This window comes from Vibrio sp. HI00D65 (genome assembly GCF_001635455.1).
In the GTDB taxonomy this organism is placed as follows: Bacteria; Pseudomonadota; Gammaproteobacteria; order Enterobacterales; family Vibrionaceae; genus Vibrio.
Window position 1 is genome coordinate 1 of sequence record NZ_LWEH01000398.1, and the last position, 405, is coordinate 405.

A 405-nucleotide genomic window follows, 5' to 3' on the forward strand; every position below is an offset into this window, starting at 1 on the left:
CTGCTCGTGCTGCTTCAATGGCAGCGTTAAGGGCAAGTAGGTTAGTTTGGTCTGCAATATCTTTAATAACGTCCAATACACTACCAATACTTGAGGTTTTCTCACCTACGGTGTTGATAACGTCGGAAACTTCTTGGATCCCTTGAGAGAGGCTCACAATACTGTGATTTACAGTATCGAAAGTTTGATTACCAGATTGTGCCTCTTGGGCAGCTTGCATTGCTGCTTCTGACGCACGGTGGGCATTTTGCGCGACTTCATCTACCGCGACCGACATTTCGTTCATTGCCGTCGAAGTTTGCTCTAGTTGTTCCATTTGTGAGGCAGAACTGGCATTCACGCTGTCCGCTGCGTTGGTTATGCCTTCGGCAAAGGTAAACAGGTCGTTTGATGAGTTACGGATGG

1 protein-coding gene is annotated in these 405 nt (G+C 47.4%); it reads right to left on the minus strand.

Going from position 1 to position 405, the window contains the following annotated elements:
• On the minus strand, positions 1 to 405 hold a 405-nt coding region (locus A3712_RS21510; protein ID WP_231891859.1), incomplete at both ends, for a methyl-accepting chemotaxis protein.